The organism is Microbacterium sp. A94, assembly GCF_051842855.1.
Taxonomy (GTDB): Bacteria; Actinomycetota; Actinomycetes; order Actinomycetales; family Microbacteriaceae; genus Microbacterium.
This window is the reverse complement of record NZ_JBPXMU010000001.1, coordinates 670,415-694,223: the sequence shown is the minus strand read 5'-3', so window position 1 is coordinate 694,223 and position 23,809 is coordinate 670,415. Positions and strand designations below refer to the sequence as shown.

At 64.4% G+C, this 23,809-nt stretch carries 24 protein-coding genes and 1 tRNA gene; 20 read left to right on the top strand and 5 right to left on the bottom strand.

Annotated features, from left to right (window positions below):
• Nucleotides 1-154: 154 nt before the first annotated feature.
• Nucleotides 155-739: a hypothetical protein gene (locus tag ACSU1L_RS03515; RefSeq protein WP_439254733.1), complete on the bottom strand. Its 585-nt coding sequence runs from the start codon at nt 737-739 to the stop codon at nt 155-157.
• Between the two features lie 13 nt (nt 740-752).
• Nucleotides 753-1,562 carry an inositol monophosphatase family protein gene (locus ACSU1L_RS03510; RefSeq protein WP_438254780.1) on the bottom strand — a complete coding sequence of 270 codons (810 nt, stop codon included), beginning with the start codon at nt 1,560-1,562 and terminating at the stop codon, nt 753-755.
• Between the two features lie 104 nt (nt 1,563-1,666).
• Between ACSU1L_RS03510 and ACSU1L_RS03505 the strand changes: the two genes are divergently transcribed.
• Nucleotides 1,667-1,738, top strand: a tRNA-Lys gene (locus tag ACSU1L_RS03505).
• Nucleotides 1,739-1,786: 48 nt separating this feature from the next.
• Here ACSU1L_RS03505 and ACSU1L_RS03500 read toward each other — a convergent pair.
• Nucleotides 1,787-2,275 (bottom strand): YbaK/EbsC family protein, encoded by a 489-nt coding sequence (locus ACSU1L_RS03500; protein ID WP_439254732.1) that lies wholly within the window; start codon nt 2,273-2,275, stop codon nt 1,787-1,789.
• 130 nt (nt 2,276-2,405) lie between these two features.
• On the opposite strand from ACSU1L_RS03500, the gene ACSU1L_RS03495 reads away from it, so the two are divergent.
• Genes ACSU1L_RS03495 through ACSU1L_RS03455 form a run of 9 tightly spaced genes read left to right on the top strand, consistent with a single transcriptional unit; the run spans nt 2,406 to nt 11,064 of the window.
• Nucleotides 2,406-3,608 (top strand): substrate-binding domain-containing protein, encoded by a 1,203-nt coding sequence (locus tag ACSU1L_RS03495; RefSeq protein WP_439254731.1) that lies wholly within the window; start codon nt 2,406-2,408, stop codon nt 3,606-3,608.
• 19 nt (nt 3,609-3,627) lie between these two features.
• Nucleotides 3,628-4,419: an ABC transporter ATP-binding protein gene (locus tag ACSU1L_RS03490; RefSeq protein ID WP_438254775.1), complete on the top strand. Its 792-nt coding sequence runs from the start codon at nt 3,628-3,630 to the stop codon at nt 4,417-4,419.
• Nucleotides 4,416-5,126 carry an ABC transporter ATP-binding protein gene (locus ACSU1L_RS03485; protein ID WP_439254730.1) on the top strand — a complete coding sequence of 237 codons (711 nt, stop codon included), beginning with the start codon at nt 4,416-4,418 and terminating at the stop codon, nt 5,124-5,126. The genes ACSU1L_RS03490 and ACSU1L_RS03485 overlap by 4 nt, the downstream gene beginning before the upstream one ends.
• Entirely contained in the window at nt 5,123-5,998 is an 876-nt protein-coding gene (locus ACSU1L_RS03480; protein ID WP_438254773.1) for a branched-chain amino acid ABC transporter permease, read from the top strand. The genes ACSU1L_RS03485 and ACSU1L_RS03480 overlap by 4 nt, the downstream gene beginning before the upstream one ends.
• Nucleotides 5,998-7,140, top strand: coding sequence for a branched-chain amino acid ABC transporter permease (locus ACSU1L_RS03475; RefSeq protein ID WP_439254729.1), 1,143 nt, complete (start codon nt 5,998-6,000; stop codon nt 7,138-7,140). The genes ACSU1L_RS03480 and ACSU1L_RS03475 overlap by 1 nt, the downstream gene beginning before the upstream one ends.
• On the top strand, nt 7,140-8,690 hold the full coding sequence (locus ACSU1L_RS03470; RefSeq protein WP_439254728.1) for a class I adenylate-forming enzyme family protein: 1,551 nt from the start codon (nt 7,140-7,142) through the stop codon (nt 8,688-8,690). The genes ACSU1L_RS03475 and ACSU1L_RS03470 overlap by 1 nt, the downstream gene beginning before the upstream one ends.
• Nucleotides 8,683-9,414, top strand: a complete 732-nt coding sequence (locus ACSU1L_RS03465; protein WP_438254771.1) for a TetR/AcrR family transcriptional regulator — start codon at nt 8,683-8,685, stop codon at nt 9,412-9,414. Before ACSU1L_RS03470 ends, ACSU1L_RS03465 begins: the two co-directional genes overlap by 8 nt.
• Entirely contained in the window at nt 9,407-10,159 is a 753-nt protein-coding gene (locus ACSU1L_RS03460; protein WP_438254770.1) for a 3-hydroxybutyrate dehydrogenase, read from the top strand. The genes ACSU1L_RS03465 and ACSU1L_RS03460 overlap by 8 nt, the downstream gene beginning before the upstream one ends.
• On the top strand, nt 10,156-11,064 hold the full coding sequence (locus ACSU1L_RS03455) for an alpha/beta fold hydrolase (RefSeq protein WP_439254727.1): 909 nt from the start codon (nt 10,156-10,158) through the stop codon (nt 11,062-11,064). The genes ACSU1L_RS03460 and ACSU1L_RS03455 overlap by 4 nt, the downstream gene beginning before the upstream one ends.
• Before the next feature lie 3 nt (nt 11,065-11,067).
• On the opposite strand, the gene ACSU1L_RS03450 is transcribed toward ACSU1L_RS03455, so the two are convergent.
• Entirely contained in the window at nt 11,068-11,853 is a 786-nt protein-coding gene (locus ACSU1L_RS03450) for an IclR family transcriptional regulator (protein ID WP_438254766.1), read from the bottom strand.
• Between the two features lie 104 nt (nt 11,854-11,957).
• Between ACSU1L_RS03450 and ACSU1L_RS03445 the strand changes: the two genes are divergently transcribed.
• Genes ACSU1L_RS03445 through ACSU1L_RS03435 form a run of 3 tightly spaced genes read left to right on the top strand, consistent with a single transcriptional unit; the run spans nt 11,958 to nt 14,576 of the window.
• Nucleotides 11,958-12,746 carry a CoA transferase subunit A gene (locus tag ACSU1L_RS03445; protein WP_438254765.1) on the top strand — a complete coding sequence of 263 codons (789 nt, stop codon included), beginning with the start codon at nt 11,958-11,960 and terminating at the stop codon, nt 12,744-12,746.
• Between the two features lies 1 nt (nt 12,747).
• Nucleotides 12,748-13,401 carry a CoA transferase subunit B gene (locus ACSU1L_RS03440; RefSeq protein ID WP_438254764.1) on the top strand — a complete coding sequence of 218 codons (654 nt, stop codon included), beginning with the start codon at nt 12,748-12,750 and terminating at the stop codon, nt 13,399-13,401.
• Nucleotides 13,398-14,576 (top strand): acetyl-CoA C-acetyltransferase, encoded by a 1,179-nt coding sequence (locus tag ACSU1L_RS03435; RefSeq protein WP_439254726.1) that lies wholly within the window; start codon nt 13,398-13,400, stop codon nt 14,574-14,576. Before ACSU1L_RS03440 ends, ACSU1L_RS03435 begins: the two co-directional genes overlap by 4 nt.
• Before the next feature lie 13 nt (nt 14,577-14,589).
• On the opposite strand, the gene ACSU1L_RS03430 is transcribed toward ACSU1L_RS03435, so the two are convergent.
• Nucleotides 14,590-14,886, bottom strand: a complete 297-nt coding sequence (locus ACSU1L_RS03430; RefSeq protein ID WP_438254762.1) for a hypothetical protein — start codon at nt 14,884-14,886, stop codon at nt 14,590-14,592.
• 140 nt (nt 14,887-15,026) lie between these two features.
• Between ACSU1L_RS03430 and ACSU1L_RS03425 the strand changes: the two genes are divergently transcribed.
• From ACSU1L_RS03425 to ilvC, 7 genes are all read left to right on the top strand, one after another.
• Nucleotides 15,027-16,262 carry an MFS transporter gene (locus ACSU1L_RS03425; RefSeq protein ID WP_439254725.1) on the top strand — a complete coding sequence of 412 codons (1,236 nt, stop codon included), beginning with the start codon at nt 15,027-15,029 and terminating at the stop codon, nt 16,260-16,262.
• A gap of 40 nt (nt 16,263-16,302) precedes the next feature.
• Nucleotides 16,303-17,715 (top strand): alpha,alpha-trehalose-phosphate synthase (UDP-forming), encoded by a 1,413-nt coding sequence (locus ACSU1L_RS03420; RefSeq protein ID WP_439254724.1) that lies wholly within the window; start codon nt 16,303-16,305, stop codon nt 17,713-17,715.
• Between the two features lie 35 nt (nt 17,716-17,750).
• Nucleotides 17,751-18,548, top strand: coding sequence for a trehalose-phosphatase (otsB, locus tag ACSU1L_RS03415; protein ID WP_439254723.1), 798 nt, complete (start codon nt 17,751-17,753; stop codon nt 18,546-18,548).
• Between the two features lie 9 nt (nt 18,549-18,557).
• A complete protein-coding gene (gene ilvD, locus ACSU1L_RS03410) occupies nt 18,558-20,273 on the top strand; it encodes a dihydroxy-acid dehydratase (RefSeq protein ID WP_438254756.1) in 1,716 nt (571 codons plus the stop codon).
• 70 nt (nt 20,274-20,343) lie between these two features.
• The gene (locus tag ACSU1L_RS03405; RefSeq protein ID WP_438254754.1) at nt 20,344-22,146 is read left to right on the top strand and encodes an acetolactate synthase large subunit; all 1,803 of its coding nucleotides are present in this window, start codon (nt 20,344-20,346) and stop codon (nt 22,144-22,146) included.
• A gap of 3 nt (nt 22,147-22,149) precedes the next feature.
• The gene (gene ilvN, locus ACSU1L_RS03400) at nt 22,150-22,659 is read left to right on the top strand and encodes an acetolactate synthase small subunit (RefSeq protein WP_438254753.1); all 510 of its coding nucleotides are present in this window, start codon (nt 22,150-22,152) and stop codon (nt 22,657-22,659) included.
• Between the two features lie 81 nt (nt 22,660-22,740).
• Nucleotides 22,741-23,769: a ketol-acid reductoisomerase gene (gene ilvC / locus ACSU1L_RS03395; RefSeq protein WP_439254722.1), complete on the top strand. Its 1,029-nt coding sequence runs from the start codon at nt 22,741-22,743 to the stop codon at nt 23,767-23,769.
• Nucleotides 23,770-23,809: the final 40 nt, after the last annotated feature.

Sequence of the window (23,809 nt, the reverse complement as noted above, 5' to 3'; positions counted from 1 at the left end):
GTGTCGCTGTGTCGTCGATAGGTGACAACACGTGGTGCGCCGAGCTGCGTAAGGAGTGGTGCGTACGTCTTCGGCGGAATCGCCGCTGTCACTGCGAAAAGGCCGCTCCTCAGCATTCGTTGAGGAGCGGCCTTTCGCGTCGGATTGCCGGGACCTACTGCCAGTCGAGCAGGAGCAGTCCCTGCTTGGTGTCGGCGACAATGACCCAGCCGTCACCGAATTCGTAGGTCATTCCGAAACCCTCTTCATCCGGGGAGAACGCATGCTGTTCCGTGATGAGGTTGCGGCCCTCGCTGTCGGCCCGCAGCCAGCCTTCGCCGATCAGCTTCTCCTGGGCGGCAATGGATGCTTCGGTATCCAGCGGTGCCCATCCGAAGATCTGGACGTGATCGGAGGCTACGGTGTAGTCGCCCCAGACGCACTGGATGCCGTTGTCGACCAGATCGGCTCCGAGTCGGAAGCCATCGGCTTCGTACGTCCAGCCATGTTCGCCGAACGCGGCCACGGTGCTCTCGGAGATGATCGTCTCGCAGGTGGGCTCAGCGAGCGTCTCATTGGGTTCGACGGTCGCCGTTGGAGCGGGCTGTGCTGAGGGTGCGTCAGCGGGCACCGCGGCAGCCGGACTGGATGAGGACGGTTCAGTCTTCGGCTCCGTGGGCGGTTCGGCAGCGGGGGAGCACGCGGTCAGCAGCAGGGTGATAGCGACTGCTGCGGCAGCAAGCGGGATGCGGGGGATCATCTCAGCCTTCAGGTCAAGTGGTGGTCGGTGGATGCGTCAACTCGAGGAACGCCTCGTGAAGGATGCCGTTGGTAGCCAGGGAAGAACGATCGGAGATGGTGTCGACGCCGTCGAAGGACGTGAACGCGCCTCCGGCCTCACGGACGATAGGGACAGCCGCTGCGATGTCATATTCCTTGACGTCGAACTCGGCCACCATCTCGAGCCGACCCTCTGCCAGCAGCATGTAAGCGTACACATCACCGTAGGCGCGATCCCGCCAGACTCGATCGGCGACGCGCAGCAGCGCGCTCTGGTGCCCGGCGTCGGTCCACTGAGTGATGCTCTGAAAGCTCACCGCTGCATCATCGATCGCGGACACCGTCGAGGTCTCCAGGCGACGAGGTTCGGCATCCGTCGCGGTCCAAGCGCCGGCGCCCGTTGAGGCCCACCAGCGGCGGCCCAGCGCCGGCATGCTGACAACCCCGACCTGCGGCACACCATCGATGGCCAGAGCGATCATGGTGCCCCACAGGGGAACGCCACGCATGAAGTTTGCGGTGCCGTCGATCGGATCGATGATCCATTGCCGGTGGGTGCTTCCCACCGCGCCGTACTCCTCGCCGAAGATGCCGTCCTCTGGGCGTTCAGAAGCAAGCAGGGCACGGATGGCCCGCTCGGTCGCCAGATCCGCGTCGGTGACGTGTGAACGATCATCCTTCGTCGAGATCTTCAGGTCTGCGGCATCAAAGCGCGGCAGCGACTGCAGGTCGGCAGCATCCGCGAGTTTGAGCGCAAGTTCGAGGTCTCGGGTCAACGCGTTCGAGGCGGGGGAATCGGTCACCATCTCAGGATACTGGGCGTCGCGCCACGCCGATCCCGGCTCGATTTCGCATGCGTCAGGATCGCTGGTAATGTTATTCCTCGGCCGGGGAAATCCCCAGCCACGCACCTCTAGCTCAATGGCAGAGCAATTGACTCTTAATCAATGGGTTCCCGGTTCGAGCCCGGGGGGGTGCACGGATTAGCCTCGAAGACTCTCGCCAGTCTTCGAGGCTTTTTCGCTTTCTATCCCCGTGCGACAGCAATCACGGTACCGCCAGTGACAGCGCACAGCTGAGCGAATGTCAACGGCATCACCGTGTGCGGGTGACCTGCAGCGGCCCAGATTTCGGGGTAGGACTCAAGCGCCTCATCGACGAAGGTGCGAATGGGCGCGGGATGCCCGACGGGTGCGACTCCGCCGATCGCCTGCCCGGTCGCTTCACGAACAACGGATGCCGGCGCCATCGTGATGCTGGCGACCCCGATGTTCTCGGCGAGCACGGTGAAATCAGCGCGGTGACCACCGCTGGTCATCACGAGAACGGGTGCGCCGTCCGCGAGGAAAACCAGACTGTTGGCGATCGCGGCAATCTTGCAGCCGATCGCAGCGGCGGCTTCTGCGGCGGTGCGCGCTGAATCCGGCAACACTCGGATCTCGGTGGTGACACCGGCAGAATCGAGGTGCTGCTTGACGATCTTGCTACGTTCCGGGAGGTTCAACGATGCGCTCATCGCTCCACCGTAGCGAAGGGCACCGCGTGGGTCGCGCTTGACGAAAGCGGTCGCACAAATTACAGTTCAAGAAACCTGAATCAGCTTTCAGATTAAGCAGCAATTCCTTCCAACGGTGAGAGGCATTCACATGCGAGTTTCAAAGAAGTTACTCCTGGGCTCTGTGGTGGCCGCGGCCGCCCTCGTTCTGTCGGCATGCGCGCCGCAGGCAGGTGCTGGCTCCGGCGGAGCCGACGCGGGCGGCGACGACGGTGGCTCCGTCGCAGAGATCACTGCTGGCGTCATCACGAGCGAGACCGGGCCACTGGCCGGGTACGGCAAGCAGTACCTCGACGCGTTCAAAGCCGGTCTCGACTACGCCACGGACGGCACCGGTGAGATCGACGGAACCACGATCACGATCGAGTACCGCGACGACGCCGGTGACCCCGACACAGCGGTCACCGCCGCCAAGCAGCTCATCGGCGAGGGCGTGAACATCCTCCTCGGCAGCGCCTCCTCGGGCGTCGCTCTGGCCATGGCAGAACAGGCCGCGCAGAACAAGGTGCTGTTCATCTCCGGGCCCGCCGCCGCGGACGCTATCACCGGGGTGAATGAGTACACGTTCCGCTCCGGACGTCAATCCGCCCAGGACGTCGCAACTGCCGGTACATTCCTCGACGACATCAACGGCAAGTCCATCGCCGTATTCGCGCAGAACAATGCCTTCGGACAGGGCAACGTCGCCGCCGTCGAGGCGATCCTCGGCGCCCAGGGTGCGACAGTCACCCCGGTGCTCGTGGCAGAAGACGTTACCGAGTTCACCCCGTTCGCGCAGCAGGTGCTCAGCGCTGAGCCGGACCTTGTGTTCGTCGCCTGGGCCGGTGCCACCTCCGGCGCCATGTGGCAGGCGATGAGCCAGCAGGGCGTTCTAGAGACCGTCCCCGTTGTCACCGGGCTCGGCGACGCCGCGACCTTCGGCGCCTACGGCGAAGCATCCGAGCAGATCAACTTCCTGAACCACTACTTCCCAGGCGGACCGGACAACGAGGTCAACACCGCGATGATCGAAGCGATCGAGTCGGCGGGCGGAACGGTCGACCTGTTCAGCCCCGACGGCTTCAACGCGGCGATCATGCTCGTGCAGGCTGTGAAAGAGGGAGCCGGTGACGTCGATGCCATGATCGCAGCTCTCGAAGGCTTCGAATTCGAGGGGCCGAAGGGCACGACCACCGTGCGTGCAGACGACCACGCGCTGCTGCAGGAGATGTACCAGGCCAAGCTGATCGTCGACGGTGACGGATTCGTCGCAGAACTCGTCGACACGGCCGCGCCTGCTGACGTCGCACCCTAAGCGGAAGGCGAAGCAACCGATGAGCACCCCAGTCCTGCCTGTGAAGAAAACAACCGGCGCCGCCCTGCGCGTCGAAGGGCTCGGCCTTCAGATCGGCGGAGCGACGATCCTCAAAGACGTTGATCTCGATATCGCACCGGGCGCCCTCGTCGGCGTGATCGGTCCGAACGGCGCCGGCAAAACCACGCTGTTCAACGCGATATCAGGAGTAATCAAGCCCACAGCGGGCCGAATTCTCCTCGACGGTGAAGATATCGCTGCCCTGTCCGTGCCGAAACGCGCACGGGCGGGGCTGGGGCGCACCTTTCAGACCTCCAGTCTGTTTCCGAAACTCTCGATCCTCGAGAACGTCCGCATCGCCGCTCAATCGGCGCAGGGCGGAAGCTACTCCCTGCTGAAGTTCCCGCGGCGTGATGACTCAGCCACCGCTCACGCCATCGCCGTCCTCGAGCAGGTCGGACTCGGCCACCGACTGGATACCCTGGCCGGTGACATCAGCCACGGGGACAAGCGCAAGCTGGAGATCGCCTCGCTACTGGCCACCGACTCCCGTCTCGTACTGCTCGATGAGCCGATGGCAGGTGTCGCTTCCGGCGACGTCGCGGGGCTCGTAGAAAACATCCGGGCAATGCAACGCGAAAGCGGATGCACCGTGCTGATGGTCGAACACCACATCGATGTGCTCATGGGGCTGGTGGATCTGGTCGCCGTCATGTACTTCGGCACGATCATCGCTCTTGACACACCCCAGAAGATCATGGAGAACCCCACCGTGCAGAGCGCGTATCTCGGAACGGGGACGACAGCATGACCGACCCGATCCTTCAGGTGCGATCACTTCGCGCATCGATCGCCGGCCAACAGGTCATCGAGGACATCTCGTTCGACGTCCCAGCCACTGGTATCACCGCTGTGCTGGGGCGAAATGGTGTCGGTAAGACGTCGACGTTGCGCGGCATCCTCGGACTCATCACCCGTCGAGGTGAGGTGCTGCTCGAGGGAGAGCGGATCGATAATCTTCCCACGCACAAGATCGTGCAACGCGGGGTCGGCTACGTTCCCGAAGACCGTGAGGTCTTCGCCGGCCTCACCGTCGCAGAGAACCTCGCACTCGCCGAACGCCAGCGCGAGCCGCGTCATGATTTCATCGCCAGCCTGTTCCCCGACCTGGTCCAGCGCCGTGACCAGCGCGCCGGCACGCTCTCCGGCGGGCAGCAGCAGATGGTCTCCGTTGCGCGAGCGCTGCTCAACGACAATCGCATCATCCTGGTTGATGAGCCCACCAAGGGTCTCGCCCCCAAAATCGTGCACGAGGTGGCCGAGGCCTTGGCCGAAGCAGCCAAGACCGTGCCGATTCTGCTCGTCGAGCAGAATCTTGAGGTCGTGCGCCAGCTGGCCGCGGGCGCCGTCGTGATCGCCGGCGGGCGGGTCGTCCACACCGGCCCCGCGAACGCGATCCTCGACGACGCCGCACTTACCCGGCGCCTGCTGGGTATCAGCGCGGAGGCCCACGCATGAGCGCGCTCATCCTCACCCTCGTCATCGGCGTCGGCCTCGGCGCCCTCTACTTCCTGGTCGCCAGTGGCCTGAGCCTCATCTACGGACTCATGCACGTGCTGAACTTCGCCCATGGCGCCTTTCTCACACTCAGCGCTTTCGTCGGCTGGGCCGTCGCCCAGGCCATCGGCGCCACGACATGGCTCGGTTTCCTCGTCTCGATCCTGGTGGGCGCGCTGGTTGGCGCCGTCTTTGCGACGCTGACCGAACTCGTGCTGATCCGACCGCTCTACGAGCGGCATATCGAACAGGTCCTCGTCACCGTGGGCCTCTCCTTCGCCGCGATCGCGCTGTTCGAGGGCATCTGGGGAACGGATGCGATCACCGTGGCGGGACCGTCGTGGCTCGGCCAGACCACCGATGTGCTCGGTGCGAGCATCCCGAATAAATACTGGGTGCTGATCCTTGCAGCCGGCCTCGTGCTGGCTGGTCTCGTGCTGTTTTTGAAGAAGACGCGCTACGGAATGATCATCCGTGCCGGTGTGGAGAACCGCTCGATGGTCACCGCTCTCGGCATCGACGTCCGCCGATCCTTCACCCTCGTATTCGCAATCGGAGGGGCTGCGGCCGGAATCGGCGGTGTGCTCGCTATGCACGCGTTGACCTACGTGTCTGCGCACCTGGGAACGACCCTGCTGATCTTCGCATTCATCGTCACGGTGGTGGGCGGTCTCGGATCCCTCACCGGAGCTGCCGTGGCCTCGGTTCTTGTCGCGGTCCTCCAGCAGGTCGCCAACACCTATCTGGGCGGCACCGGCGACTTCATCGTCGTGATCCTGTTGGCGGTCGTGCTTCTCGTCCGACCGGCAGGACTGATGGGAAGGAAAGCATAATGTCCCGTCCTAACGCTTCAACAGGCTCGCAGAACGCGGCGCTCAAGCGCTTCCTCCCCCTGATCATCGGGGTTGTGCTCGTCGTCGTGATGGCGATCCTGCCGCTGCTCAACCTTTCGCTGCCGGGCATCCTTCCCGGGCCGACCTACACACCAGGCTCGCTCGCCCTGCTCTCGCTGTGCATGGTGTTCGCTGCCCTCGCGCTGTCGTACAACCTGCTGCTCGGCAGCGCCGGCATGCTCTCCTTCGGTCATGCCCTGTATTTCGGCGCTGGCGCATACGGGTTGGGGATCGTCCTGCGCTCGTTCGAACTACCGCTGTGGCAGGGGGTGTTCGTCGCGCTCGTCGGCGGCATGGTCATCGCACTGGTCACCGGAGCGGTTGCCATGCGTGTCAACGGCATCCCGTTCGCGATGGTCACCCTGGCATTCGCCCAGGCCGGCTCCGTGCTCGTGCGCCGTAACCAGTCGATCACGGGCGGCGAAGAAGGCCTCGGCCTCAACACAGACCCGGTTCCGGACTGGCTCGTGGGCGTGATCAACACCCGCAACCTCTACTGGCTCGCTCTGATCGTGCTCGTCGTGGTGTACCTGGTCGTCCTGTGGGTCGACACGTCCCGCCTCGGGCACCTGGCCGCCGCAGCCCGTGAGAACGAACTGCGCGTGCAGGTGCTGGGGCTGCGTCCGGCGCGCGCCAAGCTCGTGGTCTTCGTGATCGCAGCGCTGTGCGCGAGCCTTGCTGGCGTCACCTATCTGCTGCTGCAGTCCGGCACACAGCCCAGCGCTGTCGGAGCCGATCTGACCATCACGGTGCTGGTGATGGTCGTGTTGGGCGGAGTGGGATTCCGATGGGGTGCGATCGTAGGGGGCGTGCTCTACACGATCCTCGACCAGCGACTCACCGTCCTCGCCCGCGCAGAAGGCATCCAAGCGCTGCCGGACTTTCTGCGCATCCCGCTGTCCGAGCCGCTGTTCCTGCTCGGCGTGCTGTTCATCCTGGTCGTCATGTTCCTGCCCGGTGGTATCGCTGGAACCGTCGATGGATGGCGGCGCCGACGCCGGGGCAGCCCTGCGGCGGCAGCCGGTTCGCTGGGCGCTCTCGAAGACAGTGAGAATGCCGATGCCGAAGTTGGTGCCCGGTGATGATGGATGAACCCCACACCCTGGGGCGATGGCTCCGGGATCGCGCCGGCTCAGATCCGAAGAAGATCGCGATCGATGATCGCGGCGTCGCAGTGGATTATCAGACGCTGTTCAGCAGAGCAGATCAGCTTGCCGCGCGGCTGCGGGATGCCGGGTACGGGCCGGGCCAGCGCATCGCCACAGTGTCAGGAAGCTCAGCCGATCACGTGGTGGCGTTCTTCGCCTGTGCTTTCCTCGGCATCAGCTTCATGCCGCTGTCCTGGCGACTGACTCCGACAGAGTTGGCCGATCTGATTCGTCGCAGCGACCCGGCACTCGTGCTCGTCGAGGACGAGTACGTCGCCCTCGCCGGAGCGGCGCTGCGGATGCTGGACAGTGCGGACACACCGCCCTATGTGTTCCTCGGCGTCACCGGGGTCGAAGTTCACGCACCGCGATCTCGCACGGTGGTGACCTCTCGTGAGGTGCGCGACGATGACCCGTTGCTGGTGATCTACACCTCGGGAAGTGAAGCTGCTCCGAAGGGAGTCGTACTCACCCACGCGAACTGCTTCTGGACGAATATGGCGCTTGCTCAGTCGATGCCGATGCGCGCCGATGACGTCGTGCTGTCGATGTTGCCTCAGCACCACGTCGCCGCCTGGAATGTGCAACCGCTGCTGGCATGGTGGTCGGGCGCGACCGTCGTTCTGGAGCGGTCGTTCCAGCCGGGACGAATCCTGCAGCTCATCGGGGAGCGCAAGGTCACCACGATGATGGGTGTGCCCACTCAGTACCGCCTGCTCCAGGAGTCTGCCGAGTGGCCGACGACCGACCTTTCATCGCTTCGTGATGTGCTCGTCGGCGGAGCCACGATGCCTGTTGAGATCGCTGAGACATGGGCGGCGCGTGATGTGTTCCTCACCCAGGGCTACGGATTGACCGAGGCCGGACCCAATGTGCTCGCGCTGCCGCCTGATCAACTCACCGCGCATTCCGGCACTGTCGGGCGCCCCTATCCGTTCGTCGATGTCTGTTTGGCGGATGTTGAGACCTCTCTCATGCTCGAGGGTGAGGCGACGGGGGAGCTGTGGGTGCGCGGACCCAGCACATTCGCCGGTTACCTCGACGATGAGGCTGCGACGGCCAGAGCTCGCGTCGGCGAGTGGTTGCGCACTGGAGATCTTGCGCACCGGGATGGCTCCGGCAACTATCGCATTGTCGACCGCCTCAAGGACATCTACGTTTCGGGCGGCGAGAACGTGTCACCTGCTGAGGTCGAGCGGGCGCTCGGTCAGCATCCGCAGGTGAGCGCTGTCGCCGTCGTCGGTGTGCCGGATGCTGTGTGGGGAGAGCGCGGCTTCGCTTTCGTCGTTGCCCGTCAACCGCTTTCCAGCGACGAATTGCACGCCTTCGCCAGGGAGAAGCTTGCGGCATTCAAACTGCCGGCGCAGATCGTTTTCGTCGACGAGCTGCCGAGGCTGACCATCGACAAAGTCGCCCGTACAACCCTGCGGGCAGCGGCCGTGCAAGTCATCGCCGCGCGAGAGGAAGAGAACGCTCATGGCTGAAACGGTCGATACCGCCACCCCCGAGACATTCGTTTCTCCGGCAACAGGGCGTCCGCTGACCAAACGCGGCGAGGCGACCAGACGCAAGCTCCTTGAGGCTGCCGAGGGCGTCTTCGCCGACCTTGGCTATCACGAAGCTTCAATCGTGAAGATCACTGAAGGCGCTGGCGTCGCGCTCGGCACCTTCTACCTGTATTTCGACAGCAAGCAAACGATCTTCGAGGCGCTCGTGATCGACCTGAACTCGCGGGTACGTCATTCGATGTCTGAGTCGATGGCAGGTGCCCAGAACAGAATCGAAGCCGAACGGCTCGGTTTCGAGGGATTCTTCCGCTTCACCGCCGCGCACCCAGCCCTCTATCGGGTCGTCAGAGAAGCCGAGTTCGTCTCCCCGGCGACGTTGCGACTGCACTATGAGCGCATCGTCGACGGCTATCACGCCGGGCTCCGCGCTGCTCAATCAGCCGGAGACGTCGACGAGGCGCTGGACCCGGAGGTAGCCGCGTGGGCGCTGATGGGCGCGGGCGAGCTAATCGGCATGCGTTACCTGCTGTGGGAACGCGATGCGGATGGGCACCCGCCTGCCGAGATCGACGCCGCCGTGATCGAGGGAATGAGCCGCTTCGTCGGAAACGCCCTGCGCCCGCGGTCATCGACAGCAGCGAGCGACGTGGCAACGGGAGACGAACCGGCAACGGGGGAGAAGGAGCGCGGGAATGGCTGAACAGGATCTTGCCGGACGGCGTGCCGTCATCACCGGTGGCGCGAGCGGGATCGGCCTGGCCTGCGCCCGAGAGTTTGCAGCGCGTGGTGCGCAGGTGACCATCGCGGATCTGAACGGGGCAGCAGCCGAGGCCAGTGCCGCCGAGATCGGCGGCGACGTGTGGGAAGTCGATCTTTCTGACACCAGAGCGTTGGATGATCTTCAGTTGGATGCGGACATCCTGGTGAATAACGCCGGCATCCAGCGGGTGAGTCCCATCGCCGAGTTCGATCCGGATGCGTTCCGCACCATCCAGCGCATCATGCTGGAGGCCCCGTTCCTGCTGATCCGTGCGGCGCTGCCCGGCATGTACGAGCGTGGGTGGGGGCGCATCATCAATGTGTCTAGCGTGCACGGCCTGCGCGCCAGCCCGTTCAAATCCGCGTATGTTGCGGCCAAGCACGGACTGGAGGGGCTGTCTAAGGTGACAGCGCTGGAGGGAGGCGCACACGGTGTCACCAGTAACTGCATCAACCCCGGCTATGTGCGCACCCCGCTCGTCGAGAAACAGATCACCGATCAGGCTGCCGTGCATGGCATTCCCGAAAGCGAAGTGATCGAAAAGGTCATGCTCACCGAGAGTGCGATCAAGCGTCTGGTCGACCCATCCGAGGTCGCATCCCTTGCCGGCTGGCTCGCCTCGCCGCACGCCGCGATGGTCACCGGAGCCTCGTACACGATGGATGGCGGATGGACCTCACGATGAACACGCACACCTATCGAACCATCGATGTCCCGGTCGCGGGCGGTAATCTTCGCGTGGGGATCTGGGATCCGCAGGGAACCACAGGGGAGATCCCCACCGTGCTCGCGATCCACGGTGTGACGGCGTCACATCTGGCGTGGGAGTTCCTCGTGGCAGAACTGCCCGGTGTCCGCGTCGTCGCACCTGACCTGCGTGGTCGGGGTCGGAGCAACGCGATCGAGGGGCCGGCAGGGATGAGCGCGCACGCCGACGATCTCGTTGCTGTTCTGGATGCTGTCGGCGTCGGTGCTGTCGCGGTCATCGGTCACTCGATGGGTGGTTTCGTCGCCGTCGTTCTTGCGCATCGGCACGCCGCGCGCGTGCAGCAGCTGATCCTGGTCGACGGTGGACTGCCGCTCGATGTCCCCGCGGATGTCGCTCCTGAGCAGTTGGTGACGCTGATCCTCGGCCCGACAGCTGAGCGGCTGTCACGACGCTGGACGAGCGTGGATGAGTACATCGACGTCTTCTGGCGCGGTCATCCGGCATTCAGCAGCGACTGGAGCGCGGCCCTCGAACGTTACATCGCCTACGACCTCTGCGCGGACGGCGACGGATATCGCCCCGCCACGAGCTACCAGACCACGGTCGAAGACACCGTGGATCTGAATCTCGGTAACGCCCTGTCAGCGGCACTTGCCCAGTTGCACCACCAGACGCTGTTCATCAGCGTGCCGCGCGGTCTGCAGAACGAGGAGCCAGGTCTGTACCCGCCTGCCCATCGTGCGCAGGTGCTCGCCGCGCACCCATCGATTGTGCATCAGCACCTGGGCGGACTCAATCACTACACGGTGGTGATGAGCGAGCGCGGAGCGAGGCAACTGGCACCCCTGGTTCGTGCGGCGGCCAGCGCTGTCACCGCCTGAGCATCAGCGCCGAACGCTCGCGATCCGTGAGGAGAGTTGATGGGCATGCGCGAGCAGCGTGCGTCCGAGCTGCGCCGTGCGATCTGGTCCGAATCGGAACTCCACGCCGGTCAGACTCAGCGCCCACTCCGCTCTGCCAGCCCGATCGAAGACGGCAGCACCCATGCCGAAACTGCCCGAGACGATGAGGCCAGGATTCAGTGAATAGCCGCGTTCCTTCGTCTCGCTGAGTCGTTTGCGCATCCGGCGAGCGCCGTGCGCTGTGCCCCAGCGGTCGGCCAGCTCCGGATGGCGGTCGAAATAGGCATCCACATCGTGGTCAGGCAGGAACGAGAGGATCGCGAGTCCGGCGCTGGCGACTCCGAGGGGAAACCGCACACCTTCGCTGAGGACGAAGGAGCGGATCGGGAACGAGCCCTCCTCACGCAGCAGACAGACGGTCTCATCCGCTCTGCGCACCGAGAGGAACGCGCTTTCTTCGGTCTTGACAGCAAGGGAGCGGACGATATCTTTCGCCAGCGCAGTGACGTCGTACCGAGCCGCCGCCACTGATCCCATCAGGAACAGCTCCGGTCCCGGCATCCATCGAGCACTCTCTTCATCGCGATCGACGAGGCCTTCGGCGCGCAGGGCGCTCAGCAGCCGGTGCGTTGTGGAGCGTGTCAGATCAGCCTGCTGCGCGAGCTCCTGCAGCGCTGCCCCTCCCTCGCCGGATGCCGTGACCAATCGCAGCAGTCGAGCCGCACGTGCAATCGCCTGCGCGCCGGGTACGGTGCGAGTGGTGTCCATAATGTGGACACTACCGGCGAGATCGCCCATATCGCAAGATTGGTGTTCTGATGGTGAACCAAAAGGCGGATGCTGGAGGAAGACCTCACACGAAGGAGCGCTGCGTGATCGATAAAGAATGGGCTTCATCCGCCGAAGCCGTCGCTGACATCTCGGACGGCTCGTCCCTTGCCGTTGGCGGGTTCGGCCTGTCCGGCAACCCGATTGCGCTCATCGAGGCGCTGCTGGCGCAGGGGACCGCAGACCTGAGCATCGTCAGCAACAACTGCGGTGTCGACGACTGGGGGCTCGGCATCCTGCTCAACGCGCAGCGAATCCGCAAGATGACCTCGTCCTACGTCGGCGAGAACAAGGAGTTCGAACGGCAGTTCCTCTCCGGTGAGCTCGAGTTGGAGCTCACGCCGCAGGGAACGCTCGCCGAGAAGCTGCGCGCCGGCGGCTCAGGGATCGCGGCCTTCTACACACAGACCGGTGTCGGCACACAGGTCGCCGAGGGCGGACTGCCACGCCGCTACAACCCGGACGGTTCGATCGCTGTGGCCTCGCCGAAGAAGGACGTGCGATCCTTTGACGTCGACGGCACACCGAAGGACTTCGTGCTGGAGGAGGCCATCACCACGGACTTCTCGATCGTGCATGCGCTCATGGGGGATCGACACGGCAACCTCGTCTTCAACAAGGCTGCGCGCAACTTCAACCCGATCGCCGCGATGGCCGGCCGCGTCTGCATCGCTCAGGTGGAGCGACTGGTCGAGCCCGGCGAGATCGATCCGGACAGCATCCATCTGCCTGGGGTGTTCGTCCACCGCATCGTCGAGGTCGGCACCGACATTGAAAAGCGCATCGAACGGCGCACCGTTTCGAAACCCGACACGGCGAAGGAAGGGGCCTGACATGGCACTCACCCGTGAGCAGATGGCGGCCCGCGCCGCCCAAGAGCTGACCGACGGCTCGTATGTGAACCTCGGCATCGGCCTGCCGACACTCGTGCCGAACTACGTGCCGGAGGACGTCACTGTCGTCCTGCAGTCAGAGAACGGCATCCTCGGTGTCGGACCGTACCCGACAGAAGACGCGGTCGATCCCGACCTGATCAATGCCGGCAAAGAGACGGTCACGACTCTGCCCGGCACCGCATTCTTCGACTCGGCGACCAGCTTCGCAATGATCCGCGGCGGCAAGATCGATGCCGCCATTCTCGGCGCCATGCAGGTGTCGGCCACCGGGGACCTCGCGAACTGGATGATCCCGGGAAAGATGGTCAAGGGACCGGGTGGGGCGATGGATCTCGTCCACGGTGCCGGACGCCTGATCATCCTCATGGAGCACGTGGCAAAGGACGGCTCCGCGAAGATCGTCAACGAGTGCTCTCTGCCGCTGACCGGCAGGGGAGTGGCGCACCGCATCATCACCGACCTCGCCGTCATCGATGTGACCGATGCAGGTCTCGTCCTCGTCGAAACTGCGCCAGGTGTGAGCGTTCAGGAAGTTATCGATGCCACTGAACCGCCGCTGACCCTCGCACCGGATCTGAAGGAGCAATCATGATCGACATCGTCATCGTCGCCGCAGCACGCACGCCCCAGGGGCGGTTGAAAGGACAGCTGGCCCCATTCACCGCACCCCAGTTGGGCGCATTCGCCATCAAAGGCGCGCTCGCGCAGGCATCCATCGAACCGACCTCCGTCGACGCGGTGATCGTCGGGCAGGTGTTGGCTGCCGGCTCCGGTCAGAACGCCGCCCGCCAGGCGGCGATCGGCGCCGGACTGGGCTGGGACGTGCCCGCACACTCCGTAAACAAGGTCTGTCTGTCGGGCCTGACTGCCATCATCGATGCGGCACGGATGATTCGCACCGGCGACGCGACGACGGTCGTCGCGGCGGGCATGGAATCGATGACGCGCGCACCGCACCTGCTGATGGGATCTCGGGATGGGTGGACCTACGGCAGCGTCGAGGTGCTCGACCACATGGCCTATGACGGCTTGACCGACGCATATGACAAAGAGAGCATGGGGGCGTCGACCGAACGACATAACGGGCGGTTCGAGCTCACCCGCCAGGCACAGGACGAAGTTGCGGCACTCTCGCACCAGCGTGCTGCCGCCGGTCAGGCCAGCGGTGCCTTCGACGCCGAGATCGTCTCGGTCGAAGTTCCGCAGCGTCGGGGTGATGCTCTTGTCATCACCCAGGACGAAGGCATCCGACCGGACACGACGATCGAGACGCTCAGCCGGCTGCGCGCGGCGTTCGCCGAGGGCGGTTCGATCACTGCCGGAAACTCTTCGCAGATTTCCGATGGCGCCTCCGCCGTCGTGGTGACCACACGAGAGAACGCCGAGGCCAATGGGTGGCCGGTGCTCGCCGTCATCGGCGCGAGCGGTCAGACCGCTGGTCCGGACAACTCGCTGCAGGCGCAGCCGGCGCAGGCAATCAACCGTGCGCTCGAGAAGCAGGGCATCACTGCCGCCGATCTCGACCTCGTCGAGATCAACGAGGCGTTCGGTGCCGTCGTTGCCCGCTCGCAGACCGAACTCGGCGTGACAAGTGACATCGTGAACGTCCACGGTGGCGGAATCGCGATCGGGCATCCGATCGGAGTTTCCGGCAACCGGCTGGTCGTGCACATGGCTCACGAACTCGCCCGGCGCGGCAGCGGAACGGTAGCTGTCGGACTGTGCGGCGGCGGCGGTCAGGGTGAAGCGCTGATCCTCACGCGCTGATTGCGGGAGGGGCTCAGCGCAAGCGTTGAGCCTCTTTCAGCGCCTTGGCCTGCTCCTTCTGGGCCTTGGCCTGTTCCTTCTGAGCCTTCTTCGCCTGCTTCATCGCGAGCGGGGAGTCCTCCGCAATGGGGACGCCCCGATTCTCGCGGTTGAGGTCGATAGCCGCACCGACCGCCAGGGCGAGGGTGATGCCCCAGCTGATCCACGCGAGTACCGCGCGCCAGGTGACTGGCGTTTCTCGTGTGCCACGGAGCATTGACACACCGGCCGTGATCGCTCCGATGAGGCCTGTGCTGAAGAGGTAGCGCATGGCTCCAACCTACCTGCGCTCAGGTGGCACCGGTAGAATGACATCGGCGCTTCGGCGCTGTAGCTGTGTAACTACCGGCCGTCGGCACTCTGACGGACAGCGGCGGCACCGGATCCCGCATCCTCGGGTGCGTGAGAGTCATGACGAGAACACACGCACCCGCTTCTGCCAGCCTGCTCCGCGAGGCGGGCCTTCCCTATTTCCTGATCGCGTTCATCGCGCGACTTCCCTTTGCGATGATGGTCGTCGGAGTACTTACCCTCGTCGTCTCGGTCAGCGGTTCCCTTTCTCTGGGCGGCCTGACGTCGGCCGCTGTCGGACTGGGCACGGCATGCTTCGGGCCTCTGCTCGGAGGCGCAGCCGACCGGTTCGGGCAGCGTCCGGTGCTGGTGATCCTCGCCGTAGCCAATGGCGCGATGCTCGTGGTCTTCACCGCTGTCGTCTATACGACATCGATTGACGCTCTCATTCTGCTCGCCGCCGTCGGCATCGGCGCCACAGCTCCGCAGGTCGCGCCGATGTCGCGCTCACGACTTGTCGCGATCATCAACGAGCGGATGCCGGAACCTGTTCGGGTGCGCACCGTCTCCTCGACCATGGCGTACGAATCAGCAGCCGACGAAACGGTGTTCGTCTTCGGTCCGTTCGTCGTCGGCATCGTGGCCTCCTGGATCGCGCCGTGGGCGCCGCTGATCGGCGCTGCCGTGCTGACCGTGGTGTTCGTCGGCGCCTTCGCACTGCACCCCAGCGGCCGCAGCATCTCTCAGGATCGCGATGCGGACGGCCGTGCGCCTTCCCGGGCATCCGAGCTCTTTCGGCCCCAACTGCTCGTCGTGGTCGTGGGGATCTTGGGGGTGGGTATGTTCTTCGGAACGATGCTGACTGCGCTGACATCGTTCATGGCAGATCGGGGTGCTTCCGAACAGGCAGGAGTGCTTTACGGTGTCATGGGAATAGGCTCGGCGATCCTGGCACTCGCTGTGGCCTGGCTACCACCACGGTTCTCGCTGCGGGCGCGCTGGTTGGTGTTCTCAGGCATTCTGCTGATCGGATCCGTCTTCCTCGGCGCCGTCGACACGCCTGCCGCGATGATGGTGGTGCTTGCCGTGATGGGCATCGGGATCGGCCCGACTCTGGTGACCCAGTACAGCTTCGGAGCTGCGCGCAGTCCGCTCGGCCGTTCGGCGACGGTGATGACGATGCTGGGCTCCGGCGTGATCGTCGGACAGTCGATCGGCGCCGCCGTCACGGGGGAGATCGCCGAGAGCCTCGGCACGTCTGCGGCGCTGCTTCTGCCGATGATCGCCGCAGCCATTGCCTTCATCGCCGGGGTCATCAACTGGTATCTGAGCCGCGTGCGCTCCCGAAGTAGCTAGCCTAAGAGCGGGGCACGGAGCCCCTGTGTGAGGAGTCACCATGGCCACCGCAGATTTCGTCGTCGTCGCAAACAGACTTCCCGTCGATCGGGTGGTGGGCCCGGACGGGGCAGAGACCTGGCGGACATCGCCCGGGGGACTGGTCGCCGCGCTCGAGCCGGTGATGCATCAGGTCGACGGCGCCTGGGTAGGCTGGGGCGGACAGGCCGATCTCGCGTTGGAGCCCTTTGAAGCGAATGGCATTCGGCTCATTCCGATCCGGTTGTCTGCTCGAGAAGTGGCGGAATATTACGAAGGCTTTGCCAACGATACGATCTGGCCGCTCTATCACGATGTGATCGCGCCCCCGCAGTATCACCGGGAGTGGTGGGACTCCTACGTCACCGTGAACCGCCGTTTCGCCGAGGCAGCGGCCGAGGCCGTCGCCCAGAACGGCACGGTCTGGGTGCACGATTACCAGCTGCAGCTGGTCCCGCAGATGGTGCGTGCTCTGCGACCCGATGTCACAATCGGCTATTTTCACCACATCCCGTTCCCGATGCATGGCCTGTACGCACAGTTGCCGTGGCGCGATCAGGTGCTGCGCGGTCTGCTGGGCGCTGACGTGATCGGATTCCAGCGTGCACAGGATGCGAGCTACTTCGTCGCGGCGGTTCGTCGCAGACTCAAGTACGACACCAAGGCGACCACCATCAGCGTGCCCGTGGACGAACAGACACGCACGGTCATCGCCAAGGCATTCCCCATTTCGATCGACACAGCGCCCTATCTCGAGCTCATCGAGAAGCCCGAGGTTCAGGCCAGGGCAGCAGAGATCCGCGAGAGCCTCGGCAATCCGAAGACCATTCTGCTGGGAGTGGACCGACTGGATTACACCAAGGGCATCCTGCACCGGATCAAGGCATACGGCGAGCTTCTCGACGCAGGGCGGCTGAAGGTCGAGGACGCCACGCTCGTGCAGGTCGCGAGCCCCAGCCGAGAACGAGTCGACGCCTACGTGCAACTGCGGGACGAGATCGAACTCGCCGTCGGGCGCATCAACGGCGACACCGACACGATGGATCACTCGGCGATCCGTTATCTGCACCAGGCCTTCCCCCGAGAGGAGATGGTGGCTTTGTATCTGGCGGCGGACGTCATGCTGGTCACAGCACTCCGGGACGGCATGAACCTCGTTGCGAAGGAGTACGTCGCGACACGCGCCGACAACAGAGGCGCACTGGTACTCAGCGAGTTCACCGGGGCCGCCGACGAGTTGCGCCAGGCCGTGCGCGTCAATCCGCACGACATCGAAGACCTCAAAGACGCCATCATGACGGCCGTGGAGATGCCGCGCGCCGAGCAGAGCAAGCGAATGCGGTCGCTGCGCCGCCGGGTGCTCGAGCACGACGTCAACGCGTGGTCGTCATCGTTCCTGGAAGCCCTGGCAACCGCCCGTGCAGCGCGCACCTGAGTGGCAATTGCTGAGAATCGACGAGGAGAAGAATGATGACTCGCCCCTGGATCCCCGGTTCCGCTGACGCAGCGTTGCGCGCTATCGCCCGCACACCGCGGTTGCTGATCGCGCTCGATTTCGACGGCACGGCTTCCCCGCTGGTCGTCGAGCCGATGTCCGCGCGAGCGCTGCCAGAAGTGAAGGCACAGCTGAGCACGCTGGCAGCGTTGCCGGATACCTATGTCGCGTATGTGTCGGGACGCAGCATGCACGATCTGAAGGAGATCAGCGAGCACACGGCCGACTCGCCGTTCGCCCTGGCCGGATCCCACGGTGCGCAGTACTGGTTTCCCGGCACCGGAGACGCCGAAGTACCTGGAGTGATCGCAGACCAGGCCGCGAATGAGCAGCTGTGGGCCGCGGCGCGACCGATCGTCGAGCGTTTCGAGGGGGTTGAGCTGGAACCCAAAACCTTCGGCATGGGTATTCATACCCGCCGGGCGACGCCTGAGGTCGAGGCTACGGTATTCGCCGAGATCGATGCCCTCACCGCTGAGCGCTTCCCGCACTGGCGACGCCGCGCAGGTCATCGCGTGCTCGAGTTCTCGTCACGGATCGAGGGCAAGGACCTGGCGATGAGTGTGCTGCGCGATCACTTCAACGCCACGGGCATCCTCTTCGCGGGTGATGACGTCACCGACGAGGATGCGATGACGGTGCTTCGCGGTGATGATCTGGGGGTTCGTGTCGGGGCGGGGGAGTCTGCGGCAACTTTGCGTGTGGACACTCCACAACAGATCGCGCTTCTTCTAGAGGCGTTGGCGTCCGAGCGCGCCGCCGGTCGGGAATAGACTGCCGTCATGTCCTCGCACGATCCTTCACACGCTTCCATTGACATTAAACCCCGCAGCCGTGTCGTCACCGACGGCATCGAGGCCACGACCTCGCGCGGAATGCTCCGCGCCGTCGGCATGGGTGATGCTGACTGGGACAAGCCGCAGATCGGCATCGCGTCCAGTTGGAACGAGATCACGCCCTGCAACCTGAGCCTTGATCGTCTCGCGCAGGGCGCGAAGGAAGGCGTGCATTCCGGCGGCGGCTACCCGTTGCAGTTCGGCACCATCTCCGTCTCGGACGGCATCTCGATGGGGCACGAGGGCATGCACTTCTCGCTCGTTTCGCGCGAGGTGATCGCCGACTCTGTCGAGACGGTCATGATGGCTGAGCGCCTCGACGGCAGCGTGCTGCTGGCCGGCTGCGACAAATCGATCCCCGGCATGCTCATGGCCAGCGCTCGCCTGGATCTGTCCAGCGTGTTCCTGTACGCGGGCTCCATCGCCCCCGGCTGGGTGAAGCTCTCGGACGGCACCGAGAAGGACGTCACGATCATCGACTCGTTCGAAGCCGTCGGCGCCTGCCGTGCCGGCCTCATGAGCGAGGAAGACCTCAAGCGCATCGAGTGTGCGATCGCCCCCGGTGAGGGCGCCTGTGGCGGTATGTACACCGCCAACACGATGGCATCCGTCGCCGAGGCGCTCGGGCTGAGCCTTCCCGGATCTGCTGCACCGCCCGCTGCCGATCGCCGCCGTGACTACTATGCGCACCGCTCCGGAGAGGCGGTGATCAACCTGTTGCGTCAGGGGATCACGACCCGCGACATCCTGACGAAGGAAGCATTCGAGAACGCGATCGCTTTGGCGATGGCACTGGGCGGTTCGACGAACGTCGTTCTGCACCTCCTCGCGATCGCCCGTGAGGCCGATGTGGATCTGACGCTGCACGACTTCAACCGCATCGGCGACAAGGTTCCTCATGTCGCAGACATGAAGCCGTTCGGGCAGTACGTCATGAACGATGTCGACCGGCACGGCGGCATCCCGGTGATCATGAAGGCGATGCTCGACGAGGGACTCCTGCACGGTGACGCCCTCACCGTGACGGGCAAGACCCTGGCCGAGAACTTGGCGGAGTTGAACCCCGGACCGATCGATGGTGACGTCATCCACACCTTCGACAACCCGATCCACGCAACCGGCGGTTTGACGATTCTGCACGGCTCGCTCGCACCGGAAGGCGCTGTCGTAAAGACAGCCGGCTTCGACGCGACGGTCTTCGAAGGACCCGCCCGTGTGTTCGAACGCGAGCGCGCGGCGATGGATGCCGTTGCCAACGGCGAGATCGAATCAGGCACTGTCATCGTCATCCGCTATGAAGGTCCCAAGGGCGGACCGGGCATGCGCGAGATGCTCGCCATCACGGCGGCCATCAAGGGCGCGGGTCTCGGAAAAGATGTACTACTCTTGACTGACGGACGATTCTCAGGCGGCACAACCGGCCTGTGCATCGGCCACATAGCACCCGAAGCAGTGGACGCAGGTCCCATTGCCTTCGTGCGCGATGGTGATCTGATACGGGTCGATATCGCAGCTCGCTCTCTTGACTTACTCGTCGACGATGCAGAGCTCGCCTCCCGCCGCTCTGGCTGGGAACCGCTTCCCCCGCGCTATACCCGTGGCGTTCTTGCCAAGTACGCAGCCCTCGTCCGCTCCGCTGCCCAAGGCGCGACGACGGGTTGATCCTTCGGCAGGCTCAGGGACCGCACGTCGGTCCGACCCTGACGAAACAATCAGATCATCAAGGAAAATCATGACTGCTGATTCTGCTTCGGCCGTGCCGCGGCCACCATCCTCGAAGTCCACGCCGCCCGAAATGAGCGGCGCAGAAGCTGTCGTCCGCTCGCTGGAGCTGCTGGGCGTCACCGACGTGTTCGGTCTTCCCGGTGGTGCGATCCTGCCGGTCTACGACCCGCTGATGGACACCGACAAGCTTCGCCATATCCTGGTTCGCCACGAGCAGGGAGCCGGTCACGCTGCGGAGGGCTATGCCTCGGCATCCGGCCGCGTCGGCGTCTGCATCGCGACGTCCGGACCCGGCGCGACCAACCTGGTCACCGCCATCGCTGACGCGTACATGGACTCCGTGCCGATCGTGGCGATCACTGGTCAGGTGTTCTCGACGCTGATGGGAACGGATGCGTTCCAGGAAGCCGACATCGTCGGCATCACGATGCCGGTGACCAAGCACTCCTTCCTGGTGAAGGATGCCGCCGACATCCCCGGAGCCATCGCTGCTGCATTCGAGATCGCCTCGACGGGCCGCCCTGGTCCGGTGCTGGTCGACATCACGAAGGATGCGCAGCAGAACATGGCGCCGTTCGTGTGGCCGCCGAAGATCGACCTGCCCGGCTACCGTCCGGTGACGAAGGCTCACGGCAAGCAGATCCAGGCCGCGGCGACAATGCTCGCCGAAGCCAAGAAGCCGGTCCTGTACGTCGGCGGCGGTGTGATCCGCGGCCGCGCATCCGCTGAACTGCTCGAGCTCGCAGAATCCACCGGTGCACCGGTGGTGACGACGCTGATGGCTCGCGGCGCGTTCCCCGACTCGCATCCTCAGCACCTCGGCATGCCGGGAATGCACGGCACGGTGCCGGCCGTTCTCGCGCTGCAGGAGGCAGACCTCCTCGTCTCGCTCGGTGCGCGCTTCGATGACCGGGTGACCGGTAAGTCGGAACTCTTCGCCCCGAATGCGAAGGTGGTGCACGTCGACATCGACCCCGCGGAGATCTCGAAGATCCGTATGGCGGATGTGCCCATCGTCGGCGATGTTCGCGACGTGCTCGTCGATCTGGATGCTGCATACCGTGGCGCGATCAATGGTGCCAAGCCCGACACCGCTGAGTGGTGGTCGTACTTGGACGGTCTGCGCGACGAGTTCCCGCTCGGCTATACCGAACCCAGCGATGGGCTGCTCGCACCGCAATACGTGATCAAGCGCATTGGCGAGCTGACCGGTCCCGAGGGCATTTACGCCGCCGGGGTCGGACAGCACCAGATGTGGGCTGCGCAGTTCATCAAGTACGAGCGCCCCAACGCCTGGCTGAACTCGGGTGGGGCCGGAACCATGGGCTACTCCGTTCCGGCAGCGATGGGCGCGAAGGTCGCTGAGCCGCACCGGCCGGTCTGGTCGATTGACGGTGACGGCTGCTTCCAGATGACGAACCAGGAACTCGCGACCTGTGTCATCAACAAGATCCCGATCAAGGTCGCGATCATCAACAACTCCTCGCTGGGCATGGTTCGCCAGTGGCAGACGCTGTTCTACGACGGCCGGCACTCGAACACTGACCTGAACACCGGGCATGGAACAGTTCGAATCCCCGACTTCGTGAAACTCGCTGAAGCATACGGATGCCTCGCCATCCGCGTGGAGAAGGAAGAGGAAGTCGACGCCGCGATCCAGCTTGCGCTGGACACCAACGACCGTCCCGTCGTGATCGACTTCGTCGTCTCGGCCGACGCGATGGTGTGGCCGATGGTGCCCCAGGGCGTCAGCAATAACTACGTGCAGTATGCCCGTGACCACGCACCCGCCTTCGATGAGGAGATCTGAGCCATGTCAACTCACGTTCTGAGTCTCCTCGTGGAGAACACGCCGGGTCTGCTGACTCGTGTCGCCGGACTGTTCGCCCGCCGCGGCTTCAACATCGAATCCCTCGCCGTCGGGGTGACCGAGGTTCCGGGAATCTCCCGGATCACTGTGGTCGTCGACGTCGACAAGCTGCCGCTCGAGCAGGTCACGAAGCAGCTGAACAAGCTGATCAACGTCATCAAGATCGTTGAGCTCGACCCGGCATCCTCCGTGCAGCGCCAGCACGTCCTCGTCAAAGTGCGAACAGATAACACGACTCGCTCGAACGTGATCGAAGTCGTGAACCTGTTCCGCGCCTCGGTCGTGGACTATGCCGCCGATGCGCTGGTGATCGAGGTCACCGGCGATAAGGGCAAAGTCGAGGCGTTGCTGCGCGCACTGGAGCCATTCGGCATCAAGGAACTCGCCCAGTCCGGACTGCTCGCCATCGGGCGCGGCAGCAAGAGCATCACAGAGCGCGTTCTGCGCAGCTGACCCTTCGACAAGCTCAGGGACCGTCTGGTCCTGCAGGGACCGTCTGGTCCTGAAACAACCACAATCAAGGAGAAACACAACGTGAGTACTGAGATCTTCTACGACGATGACGCAGACCTGTCCCTGATCCAGGGCAAGAAGGTCGCGATCGTCGGCTACGGCTCGCAGGGCCACGCCCACGCGATGAACCTTCGCGATTCAGGCGTAGAGGTCGCCATCGCGCTCAAGGACGGCTCGAAGTCGATCGCCAAGGCAGAAGAAGCCGGATTCCCGGTGAAGAATGTTGCGGATGCGACGGCCTGGGCCGACGTCATCATGATCCTCGCGCCGGACCAGCACCAGCGCACGATCTACTCCGACTCGATCGCCCCCAACCTGGCTGAGGGCAAGACGCTGGCGTTCGCGCACGGCTTCAACATCCGTTTCGGCTACATTGACGCGCCCGCGGGCGTCGACGTCATCCTCGTCGCTCCCAAGGCACCCGGTCACACCGTGCGTCGCGAGTTCGTCGCCGGTCGTGGCATCCCGGACATCATCGCTGTCGAGCAGGACGCCTCGGGTCAGGCCTGGGCGCTCGCGCTGTCGTACGCGAAGGCCATCGGCGGCACGCGTGCCGGCGTCATCAAGACGACTTTCACCGAAGAGACCGAAACCGACCTGTTCGGCGAGCAGGCTGTGCTCTGTGGCGGCATGAGCCACCTCGTGCAGGCAGGCTTCGAGACCCTCGTCGAGGCCGGATACCAGCCTCAGATCGCTTACTTCGAAGTTCTGCACGAGCTCAAGCTGATCGTTGACCTCATGTGGGAGGGCGGCATCGCCAAGCAGCGCTGGTCGATCTCGGACACCGCTGAGTACGGCGACTACGTATCGGGCCCGCGCGTCGTCGACGCACGCGTCAAGGAAAGCATGCAGGGCGTGCTCGCCGACATCCAGTCGGGCGCCTTCGCCAAGCGCTTCATCGACGACCAGGACAACGGGGGCAAGGAGTTCCAGGAGCTGCGCGCCAAGGAAGAGCAGCACCCGATTGAGGTCACCGGCAAGGAGCTGCGTTCGCTGTTCTCATGGAAGCAGCAGGACGAGGACTACGTCGACGGCTCAGCCGCACGCTGATCCATCGTTATACGAAAATGGGCGCCCCTCGCGGGGCGCC